This is a genomic window from Streptomyces sp. MUM 203J (genome assembly GCF_022414595.1).
Classification (GTDB): Bacteria; Actinomycetota; Actinomycetes; order Streptomycetales; family Streptomycetaceae; genus Streptomyces.
Genome location: NZ_JADWYO010000101.1, coordinates 1 through 9,807, shown reverse-complemented (window position 1 = coordinate 9,807; position 9,807 = coordinate 1). Strand labels below are relative to the sequence as shown.

General features: G+C 73.0%; 9 protein-coding genes. 3 read left to right on the top strand and 6 right to left on the bottom strand.

Features of this window, described 5'->3' with window-relative positions; translation table 11 throughout:
• Positions 1-460 precede the first annotated feature (460 nt).
• Positions 461-1,399 (bottom strand): TIGR01777 family oxidoreductase, encoded by a 939-nt coding sequence (locus I3F58_RS28390; protein WP_240111580.1) that lies wholly within the window; start codon positions 1,397-1,399, stop codon positions 461-463.
• A 35-nt stretch (positions 1,400-1,434) separates the two neighbouring features.
• Here I3F58_RS28390 and I3F58_RS28385 point away from each other — a divergent pair, with 35 nt between their 5' ends.
• Entirely contained in the window at positions 1,435-1,932 is a 498-nt protein-coding gene (locus tag I3F58_RS28385; RefSeq protein ID WP_240111579.1) for a GNAT family N-acetyltransferase, read from the top strand.
• Between the two features lie 30 nt (positions 1,933-1,962).
• On the opposite strand, the gene I3F58_RS28380 is transcribed toward I3F58_RS28385, so the two are convergent.
• Entirely contained in the window at positions 1,963-2,481 is a 519-nt protein-coding gene (locus I3F58_RS28380) for a DUF4240 domain-containing protein (protein WP_240111581.1), read from the bottom strand.
• Positions 2,482-2,580: 99 nt separating this feature from the next.
• Between I3F58_RS28380 and I3F58_RS28375 the strand changes: the two genes are divergently transcribed.
• Positions 2,581-3,528, top strand: coding sequence for an SDR family oxidoreductase (locus I3F58_RS28375; RefSeq protein WP_240111578.1), 948 nt, complete (start codon positions 2,581-2,583; stop codon positions 3,526-3,528).
• A gap of 113 nt (positions 3,529-3,641) precedes the next feature.
• Here I3F58_RS28375 and I3F58_RS28370 read toward each other — a convergent pair whose 3' ends face one another.
• Together I3F58_RS28370 and aceE are read right to left on the bottom strand one after the other, a co-directional pair.
• The gene (locus I3F58_RS28370; RefSeq protein WP_240111577.1) at positions 3,642-4,616 is read right to left on the bottom strand and encodes a YafY family protein; all 975 of its coding nucleotides are present in this window, start codon (positions 4,614-4,616) and stop codon (positions 3,642-3,644) included.
• A 70-nt stretch (positions 4,617-4,686) separates the two neighbouring features.
• Positions 4,687-7,374 carry a pyruvate dehydrogenase (acetyl-transferring), homodimeric type gene (aceE, locus tag I3F58_RS28365; protein ID WP_240111576.1) on the bottom strand — a complete coding sequence of 896 codons (2,688 nt, stop codon included), beginning with the start codon at positions 7,372-7,374 and terminating at the stop codon, positions 4,687-4,689.
• Between the two features lie 317 nt (positions 7,375-7,691).
• Between aceE and I3F58_RS28360 the strand changes: the two genes are divergently transcribed.
• A complete protein-coding gene (locus tag I3F58_RS28360) occupies positions 7,692-7,940 on the top strand; it encodes a hypothetical protein (protein ID WP_240111575.1) in 249 nt (82 codons plus the stop codon).
• Between the two features lie 90 nt (positions 7,941-8,030).
• Here the strand turns inward: I3F58_RS28360 and I3F58_RS28355 are convergent, their stop codons facing one another.
• Both I3F58_RS28355 and sucB read right to left on the bottom strand, forming a co-directional pair.
• Complete coding sequence (locus tag I3F58_RS28355) at positions 8,031-8,660, bottom strand: GntR family transcriptional regulator (protein WP_240111574.1); 630 nt, start codon at positions 8,658-8,660, stop codon at positions 8,031-8,033.
• A gap of 132 nt (positions 8,661-8,792) precedes the next feature.
• On the bottom strand, positions 8,793-9,807 hold a 1,015-nt coding region (sucB, locus tag I3F58_RS28350; RefSeq protein WP_240111573.1), incomplete at its 5' end, for a 2-oxoglutarate dehydrogenase, E2 component, dihydrolipoamide succinyltransferase.

Here is a 9,807-nt window from a genome sequence, read left to right as displayed (position 1 = left end):
GCCCGGCCCCGCACGGCGGCTCGCCCGCGTCCTGCCGGACGCCGACGCACGGGGGGCGCCCCCGGCGCGGCCACAACCCGGTTCCGCCCCTCCTCTCTGCGGGCGTCCCCTCCCGCCGCGGGAGGGGACGCCCCGGAGCAGCACCGGCTCACCCCGTGACGGGGCGCGGCGCGCACGGGGTGCGGGGTCGGGTGCGGGCCGCTTGAGCCGACGGGCCGGTTCCGCCGTGCTCCCCCGGGCACCTCGTGCAGAAGGACCCGGGCGGAACGACTGCCCGGAGCGGAGGCGCAGCGACCACCTCCTCCCCGACCGGAGTGCGGGCGTCGTACGGCGGGAGGGGGCGTCCTCGCGCTGTCCGGCGGCGGCCGTGGCCGCGGCCTTCCCCGGCTCGGGCCGCCGGGCCCGGGGTGAGCGCAGGAGCGGTACCGGCTCACCCGCCCTCGTGGGGCGCGGCGCGCGGTCAGGTCGCCGCGTGAATGGCCCGGGTGATCGTGGGGAACGCGAAGCGGAAGCCCGAGTCCAGGAGACGGGTGGGCAGGACCCGTTGGCTGCCCAGGATGTCGTGGGCGAAGGCGCCGAGCGCCAGGCGCAGTGCGGGGGCGGGGACCGGGAAGGGGGTCGGGCGGCGCAGGACGCGCCCCATCGCCGCGGTCACGTCCCGGTTGGTGACCGGCTCCGGGGCCGTCAGGTTCACCGGACCCGACAAGGACGGTGTATCGATCAGGTGCCGCAGCGCGGCCACCTCGTCGTGCAGGGAGATGAAGCTCCAGTACTGCCGCCCGTCCCCGAGCCGCCCGCCCAGCCCCGCTCGGAACAGCGGGAACAGCCGTCCCCACGCCCCGCCCTCGCGCGCGACCACCAGGCCGGTCCGGGCGTACGCGACCCGCACCCCCGCCTCCTCGGCCGCGCCCGCCGCCTCCTCCCACTCCACGCACACCGACGGCAGGAACCCGTCCCCCGCCGGTGCCGACTCGTCCACCCGACGGCTCCCGGTGTCGCCGTAGTAGCCGATGGCCGTCCCGCAGACCATCACCTCCGGAGGGACGTCCAGCGAGGCCACCGCCTCCGCGACGGCCGCCGTGCCGAGCACCCGGCTCTCCCGGATCTCCCGCCTGTAGGCCTCCGTCCACCGCCGGTCGCCGACCCCCGCGCCCGCCAGATGGACGACCGCGTCACAGCCCGCCAGCCCCGCCACGTCCACGTACTGGCGCTTCGGGTCCCACTCCACCTCGTCCGCCGCCCGCGCGGGGTGCCGGACCAGTCGGACGATCTGGTGGCCGTCGGCCCGCAGCGACCGTACGAGCGCGGAGCCGATCAGCCCGTTCGCGCCGGTGACGGCGATCCGCCGTACACCGTCGGCGGGGCGGTCGGGATGAGTCCGGTGCCTGGGAAATGCCATGAGGCCCATCCTGCCTCCGTGGCACAGTGACGGCCATGACCGGTCCCCGGATACGCCCCGCACGGCTCAACGACGGCGAAGCCCTCAGCGCCCTCGACCACGCCGCCTGGTCGCCCCTGCACGCCGTGGCTCCCCGCCGCGAACCCCCGTTCCCGCCCTTCTTCGACGACCGGCACCGCCCCCGCCACCACCTCGTCGCGGACTCCGCGGACGGCCGCCCCGTGGGCTATGTGCGGGTCGTGGAGCCCACCCCGCTGCCCAGCAACGCCCACGTGCGGCAGATCCAGGGCCTCGTCGTCGCCGAGTCCGCCCGGGGCCGGGGCCTCGCCCGAGCCCTGCTGCGCGCCGCCTGCGACGAGGCCCGGCGCCAGGGGGCGAGCCGGATCACCCTTCGCGTCCTCGCCCACAACAGGCCCGCCCGCCGTCTGTACGAGTCGGAGGGCTTCACCGTCGAGGGTGTCCTGCCGGGCGAGTTCCTGCTGGAAGGGGTCCACGTGGACGACGTGCTCATGGGGCGCACCCTGGGGGACTGACCGGAACGGCTCCGGGCAGGCTCACCCCGGTCACCCGCCGAACCGGGACCAGAGCCGGGGCAGCCGCTCCGCCAGCGCGCCGTCGTCGTCCGCGTCCAGCGGTGTGCCCGCCAGCTCCGCCGGGGGCGCGGGGAGGCCCAAGTCCGGGCTGTCCAGGCCGGTGAGCTGCTCGTACGCCTCGTCGGCCGCGTACCCCAGCTCCTCGCCGTCCCCGTCCGCCGACGGGTCGAAGTCCTCCAGGAGCTCCGCGAGCGACTCCGCGTCGTGCACGGCCCCCTCGAACACCTCCCGGCCCTGGCCGATCAGCCAGCACCGGAAGTAGTCGAACGCGTCGTCGCTCGCCCCGCCCAGCAGGATCGCCGCGGCGGCCAGCAGGTCCCAGGAGTAGGCCCGGTTGTAGCGGGCCTCGAAGTGCCGGGCGAAGTCGAGGACGGCCTCCGGGTCGAGCTGCACCAGGCGTTCCACCAGCAGCTCGGCGTGATCGTCGGGGTCGCCCTCGGCGGCCTCGCGGGTGCTGTCGACGATCTCCCAGAACTCCGTCTCGTCCATCACGGCACCAGCATCCGGCCGGACCCGTCCGCACGCACGCGGGGTGACCCAAAGGAAATCCGGACAGAAGGTGTCGCCTTTGCGTGACACGGTCCTTCCATGACCACCAACGCGCAGCACAAGACGCCCGGCACCCCGAAGCCGCTCTCCGGCACCGTCGCCCTCGTCGCCGGAGCCACCCGTGGCGGCGGCCGGGCCATCGCCGTCCAGCTCGGAGCCGCGGGCGCGACGGTCTACGTCACGGGGCGCACCACGCGTACCCATGTCAGCGAGGTGGGCAGGCCCACCGAGACCATCGAGGAGACCGCCGAGCTGGTCACCGAGGCGGGCGGGGAGGGCATCGCGGTTCCCGCCGACCACCTCCAGCCGGACCAGGTGCGGGCGCTGATCACCCGGATCGACGCCGAGCAGGGCCGTCTCGACGTCCTCGTCAACAGTCTCTGGGGCGGCGACCACCTGCTGGAGTTCGGCGTCAAGATGTGGGACACCGACCTGGAGAAGGGCCTGCGCATGCTCGACCTGGGCATCCGCAGCCACGCCGTCACCAGCAGCATCGCCCTGCCGCTGCTGATCCGCCGGCCGGGCGGGCTGCTCGTCGAGATGACGGACGGCACGGCGGAGTACAACCAGCGTTTCCGCGAGAACTTCTACTACGACCTGGCCAAGACCGCCCCCATCCGGATGGCCTTCGCCCTCGCCCACGACCTGGAGGGCACCGGCTGCACCGCCGTCGCGCTCACCCCCGGGTTCCTCCGTTCCGAGGAGATGCTGGACGCGTTCGGCGTACGGGAGGACGACTGGCGCGACGCCTGTGCGAAGGAGCCGCACTTCGCGGTGGCGGAGTCACCGGTGTACGTCGGGCGCGCGGTCGCGGCACTGGCCGCCGACCCCGACCGGGGACGCTGGAACGGGCAGTCGCTGAGCAGCGGGCAGCTCGCGAAGGTGTACGGCTTCACCGACGCGGACGGGTCGCAGCCGGACGCGTGGGGGTACTTCCGGGACGTGGTGCACGGTGGTGCCGACCGGCCGGCGGAGGCCTACCGGTAGGGCGTGGTGCCTCCGGCGGCTCTCTGCCCGTCCCGCCCTTCCCGGCCGCGTACGAGGTGCGGCCCCGCCTCGCGGGGGGCGCTGCCTTGGTCCGGGAAGAGGGCGGACAGGGACTAGCCACAGCCGTACCGTCCCGCCATCCGCCCCGCCGCCCGCGCGAACCGCTCCCGCAGCCCCCTCGGCTCCAGGACCTCGGCCTCCGGGCCCAGCCCCAGAAGCTGGCCGTATGCGACGTCCTCCGACTCCACCGGCAGGGTGACCGTCAGCCATCCTGCCGGGTCCGGGGGCCCGGCCGCGTCCAGGGCCTGCCTCGCGGCCGCCCGGTCCGTGACGTACGGCAGCTCCCGTGCGCCCGCCTCCGACAGCCGCACCACCACCTCCGTACGGAGCAGGGAGCGGGCGAAGGCCGCCGCCCGCTCCTCCCAGAACCGCGGCAGGTCGAATCCCTCGTCCCGTACGAACCGTTCCTCACCCGGCTCCACACCGGTGAAACGCTCCACCCGGTACACCCGGTACGCGCCCCTGTCCGCCCGCGCGCACAGGTACCAGACGCCCGCCTTCAGCACGAGCCCGTACGGCGCCAGCTCCCGCTCCGCCTCCCGCTCGCCACGCCGGTAGCGGGCCGTCACCATCCGGTCGCCCCACACCGCCTCCGCCAGGACCGGCAGCAGCTCCGGAGTCCCGGGTTCCTGGTACCAGCCGGGCGCGTCCAGGTGGAACCGCTGTGCCGCCGACTCCGAGGCGTCCCGCAGCGACGGCAGCAACGCCGCCGACACCTTCAGACGGGCCGCCGAGGCCGCGTCCTCCAGTCCCATCTCGCGCAGCGCACCCGGCACCCCCGACAGGAACAGCGCCTCCGCCTCGCTGCGGGCGAGCCCGGTCAGCCGGGTGCGGTAGCCGCCCACCAGCCGGTAGCCGCCCGCCCGCCCCCGGTCCGCGTACACGGGAACACCCGCCTCCGACAGGGCCTGCGCGTCCCGGGTGACCGTGCGCTCCGACACCTCCAGCTCCCGCGCCAGCTCGGCGGCGGTCATGGAGGGCCGGGACTGGAGCAGCAGCACCATCTTGATGAGGCGGGCGGCACGCATGACGCCATCATGCCTGTGCCCCCGGACGCGGGGAGGCGGACCGGGGGCACAGGCAGAACAGGAGAGGGGGTTACAGGCCGTAGCGCTCCCGGGCGTCCTTCACGGCGGAGGCGGGGACCTCACCGCGCCGGGCGAGCTGCGCCAGCGCGGCGACCACGATCGACGGGGCGTCCACCCCGAAGTGGCGGCGGGCCGCCTCGCGGGTGTCGGACAGGCCGAAGCCGTCGGCGCCGAGCGAGCTGTAGTCCTGCTCCACCCACTGCGCGATCTGGTCCGGGACCTGCCGCATGTAGTCGCTCACGGCCAGCACCGGGCCCTGCGCGTCGGACAGCGCCTGGCGTACGTAGGGCACCCGCTCCTCGCCGCGCAGCAGCGCCGCGTCCGCCTCCAGCGCGTCACGCCGCAGCTCGGTCCACGAGGTCGCGGACCACACGTCGGCGGTCACGCCCCACTCCTCCGCCAGCGTCTTCTGGGCCTCCAGAGCCCAGTGGATCGCTGTACCGGAGGACAGCAGCTGGATGCGCGGCGCGCCCTCGGCGCCCGAGCCCTCCTTGAACCGGTACAGGCCCTTGACGATGCCCTCGTCGACGCCCTCGGGCTTCGCGGGCTGCGGCATCGGCTCGTTGTAGACGGTCAGGTAGTAGAAGACGTTCGGGTCCTCACCCGGCGCGCCCTCTCCGTACATCCGGCGCAGACCGTCCTTGACGATGGCGGCGACCTCGTACGCGAACGCCGGGTCGTACGTCAGGGCGGCGGGGTTCGTCGCGGCGATGACCGGGGAATGGCCGTCGGCGTGCTGCAGACCCTCACCGGTCAGGGTCGTCCGTCCGGCCGTCGCACCGACCAGGAAGCCGCGCCCGAGCTGGTCGCCGAGCTGCCACATCTGGTCGGCCGTCCGCTGCCAGCCGAACATCGAGTAGAAGATGTAGAAGGGGATCATCGTCTCGCCGTGCGTCGCGTACGACGTGGCGGCGGCGATGAAGTCGGCCATCGAACCGGCCTCGGTGATCCCCTCGTTGAGGATCTGGCCGTTCTTGGCCTCCTTGTAGTACATGAGCTGGTCGCGGTCGACCGGCTCGTACGTCTGGCCCTTGGGCGAGTAGATGCCGAGCGACGGGAACAGCGACTCCATGCCGAACGTACGGGCCTCGTCCGGGACGATCGGCACCCAGCGCTTGCCGGACTCCTTGTCCCGCACCAGGTCCTTGATCAGCCGCACGAAGGCCATGGTCGTGGCGACCGACTGCGAGCCGGAGCCCTTGTCGAACGCGGCGAACGCCTTCTCCGCGGGCGCCGGGACCGGGGCGACCGGGTGCACGCGCCGCGCCGGTGCGGGACCGCCGAGGGCGGCCCGGCGCTCCTGGAGGTAGCGGACCTCGGGGGAGTCGGCACCGGGGTGGCCGTACGGCACCTGGCCGTCGGCGAAGGCGCTGTCCGGGACCGGGAGCCCGAGCAGGTCCCGCATCTCCTTGAACTCGTCCACCGAGAGCTTCTTCATCTGGTGGTTGGCGTTCTTGGACGCGAAGCCCCTGCCGAGGGTGTGGCCCTTGACGGTCTGCGCGAGGATCACCGTCGGGGCGCCCTTGAAGGACACGGCGGCCTTGTAGGCGGCGAACACCTTGCGCGACTCGTGACCGCCACGGGAGAAGTGGAAGCACTCGATGATCTTGTCGTCGGACAGCAGCTTCGCCATCTCGACGAGCGCGGGGTCCTTCCCGAAGAAGTCCTCGCGGATGTAGGCGGCGTCGCGGGTCTGGTACGTCTGGACCTGGGCGTCCGGCACCTCACGCAGCCGGCGCACGAGCGCGCCGGTGGTGTCGAGCTGGAACAACTCGTCCCAGGCCGAGCCCCACAGGGTCTTGACGACGTTCCACCCGGCGCCGCGGAACTGGGCCTCCAGCTCCTGCACGATCTTGAAGTTGGCGCGGACGGGGCCGTCGAGGCGCTGGAGGTTGCAGTTGATGACGAAGGTCAGGTTGTCGAGACCCTCACGCGCGGCGAGCGCGAGAGCGGCGGTCGACTCGGGCTCGTCCATCTCCCCGTCACCGAGGAACGCCCACACGTGGGAGGCGGAGACGTCCTTGATGCCGCGGTTGGTCAGGTACCGGTTGAACCGGGCCTGGTAGATCGCCGAGAGCGGCCCCAGACCCATGGAGACGGTCGGGAACTCCCACAGCCACGGCAGTCGGCGCGGGTGCGGATACGAGGGCAGCCCGTTCCCGCCGGTCTCCTGCCGGAAGTTGTCCAGCTGGGCCTCGTTCAGCCGTCCGTCGAGGAAGGCGCGGGCGTAGATGCCGGGGGAGGCGTGCCCCTGGATGAAGAGCTGGTCACCGGATCCGTCGGCCTCCTTCCCGCGGAAGAAGTGGTTGAAGCCGGTCTCGTAGAGCCAGGCGGCGGAGGCGAAGGTGGCGATGTGGCCGCCGACGCCGTACTTGGAGCCGCGGGTCACCATGGCGGCGGCGTTCCACCGGTTCCAGGCGGTGATCCGGGCCTCCATCGCCTCGTCCCCCTCGAAGCCGGAGCCGGCCTCGGCGGAGGTGGGGATGGTGTTGACGTAGTCCGTCTCCAGCAGCTTGGGCAGCGCGACACCGGCGCCCTCGGCCCGCTCCAGGGTGCGGCGCATCAGGTACGCGGCGCGGTGCGGCCCCGCCGCGGCGGCGACGGCGTCCAGGGACGCCTGCCACTCGGCGGTCTCCTCGGGGTCGCGGTCCGGGAGCTGGTCGAGCTCGCTCGGCTGGATGCGGTTGGGGTCGGTCATATGCGCCGCCTTCCGGAGTCGAAGGGGGGTGGGGGTGCCCTCGGTCTTGGCAGGACAGGGCGACGGACCTCTGTTGAGGTCCGCCGATGACTGTACGACCGTGATCGATGATCGATCAAAGGGTGAACGGCAAAATCTTATGTGCGGAGCCAAAATAGGCATCGGGTGCCACTAAATAGGGCACCGGGTGCCGTGGTTTCGCAGGTGACGGCGACCGTATGAGCGCCCCGCGCTCAATTTGAGCGCTCTCCTCGGGCCGCCGCCGGGCGTCAGCGCCTTCGGCGGGACAGGTCCGAAGGGCGAGGGGGCGGTCGTGAGTGTCGTCGCCGCGGGCGTGGGCGGCGAACCGCCCGCCCGGGGCGGCCAGACTGCTGGAACCGGCCACCGACCAGGACACGACCGGAAGGGCGCTGCGGGAAGCCGTCAGCGCCGCCGCCCGGCTGACGGCGAGCGCCTGGCGGAACGCGCTGCGGGCGATCGCTCAGCCGGGCGTCCCGACTCCGCAGCGGGGTGCGCCACTGCACCTGATGAACACCGGGGCGACGGGAACCGCCCTGAGGAGGTGAGCCCCCGGAGCGCCCCGACCCTCCCGCCTGGGGCAGGCACGGCGACTCCAGCGGCGGGAAACCCGCGTGGAACGGCCTGCGGACGCACGCTCAGGCGCGTGGCGCGCAGCCCAGAACGTGGGACTTGACGAGCGCGCCGATGTCCGGGTCGCGGCGGCGGAACGCGTCGACCAGGTCCTGGTGCTCCTGCGCGTACTCCTTCTGGACCGTGCCCAGCCACCGGATCGACAGCGCCGTGAAGACCTCGATGCCGAGCCCCTCCCAGGTGTGCAGCAGCACCGCGTTGCCCGCGGCCCGCACCAGCTCCCGGTGGAACGCCACGGTGTGGCGGACCTGCCCCGTCCCGTCCCCCTCCGCGTCCGCGTCGTACAGCGCGGCGACGTGCGGCTCCAGCGCCGAGCAGTCGGCCGCCAGCCGTTCCGCCGCCAGCTCCGCCGCGATCTGCTCCAGCCCGGCCCGTACCGGGTAGGACTCCTCCAGGTCCGCCGCCGTGAGGTTGCGGACCCGCACGCCCTTGTTCGGCGCCGACTCGATCAGCCGCAGGGACTCCAGTTCGCGCAGGGCCTCCCGTACAGGTGTCTGGCTCACCTGAAGCTCCGTCGCGATACGCCGCTCCACGATCCGCTCGCCCGGCTTCCAGCGTCCGCTGACGATCCCCTCCACGATGTGCTCGCGGATCTGTTCGCGCAGCGAGTGCACGACGGGGGGCGGGGTGGTCATGGACGTGGCTCCTTCACTGACGCCGGTGAGGCCATTATTCCGGCCCGCTCCCGAGGGCGGTACGACGGCGCCCCCGTCACGGCGAACTGCCGTGCGGGGGCGCCGCATCGCGTGTGCGAACCGGGGGTGCGCTCAGAGACCGAGGTCGACCTCGAACTCGCCGGCCTCCAGGATCGCCTTGACCGCGCCCAGGTAGCGGGCGGCGTCCGAGCCGTCCACCAGGCGGTGGTCGTACGACAGCGTCAGGTACGTCATGTGGCGCACGGCGATGGTCTCGCCGAGCTCCGGGTGGTCCACGACGACCGGGCGCTTCACGGTGGCGCCGAGGCCCAGGATCGCGACCTGGTTCGGCGGCACGATGACCGTGTCGAACAGCGCACCGCGCGAACCGGTGTTGCTGATCGTGAAGGTCGCACCGGACAGCTCGTCCGGGGTGATCTTGTTGCCGCGGACCTTGCCCGCGAGGTCGGCGGTGGCCTTCGCGATGCCCGCGAGGTTGAGGTCGCCGGCGTTCTTGATGACCGGCGTCATCAGACCCTTCTCGGAGTCCACGGCGATGCCGATGTTCTCCGAGTCGAAGTACGTGATGGTGCCCTCGTCCTCGTTGATCCGGGCGTTGATGACCGGGTAGGCCTTCAGCGCCTGGGCCGCGGCCTTGACGAAGAACGGCATCGGGGACAGCTTGACGCCCTCGCGGGCGGCGAACGCGTCCTTGGCGCGGGCGCGCAGCCGCATCAGCCTGGTGATGTCGACCTCGACGACCGTGGACAGCTGCGCCTGGCCGTGCAGGGCCTTCATCATGTTGTCGCCGATGACCTTGCGCATGCGGGTCATCTTGACGGTCTGGCCGCGCAGCGGGGACACCTCGAGCGCCGGAGCCTTGGCGGCAGCGGCGGCCGGAGCAGCCGCGGCGGGGGCAGGGGCGGCAGCGGCGGCCTTGGCGGCCTCGGCGGCGGCGACGACGTCCTGCTTGCGGATACGGCCGCCGACACCGGTGCCCTTGACGGACGCCAGGTCGACTCCGTGCTCGGCCGCCAGCTTGCGGACCAGCGGGGTCACGTACGCACCCTCGTCGGTGGCGCGGGCAGCGGCGGGCGCGGCCGGGGCAGCGGCCGGAGCCGGAGCCGGAGCCGTGGCCGCCGGAGCC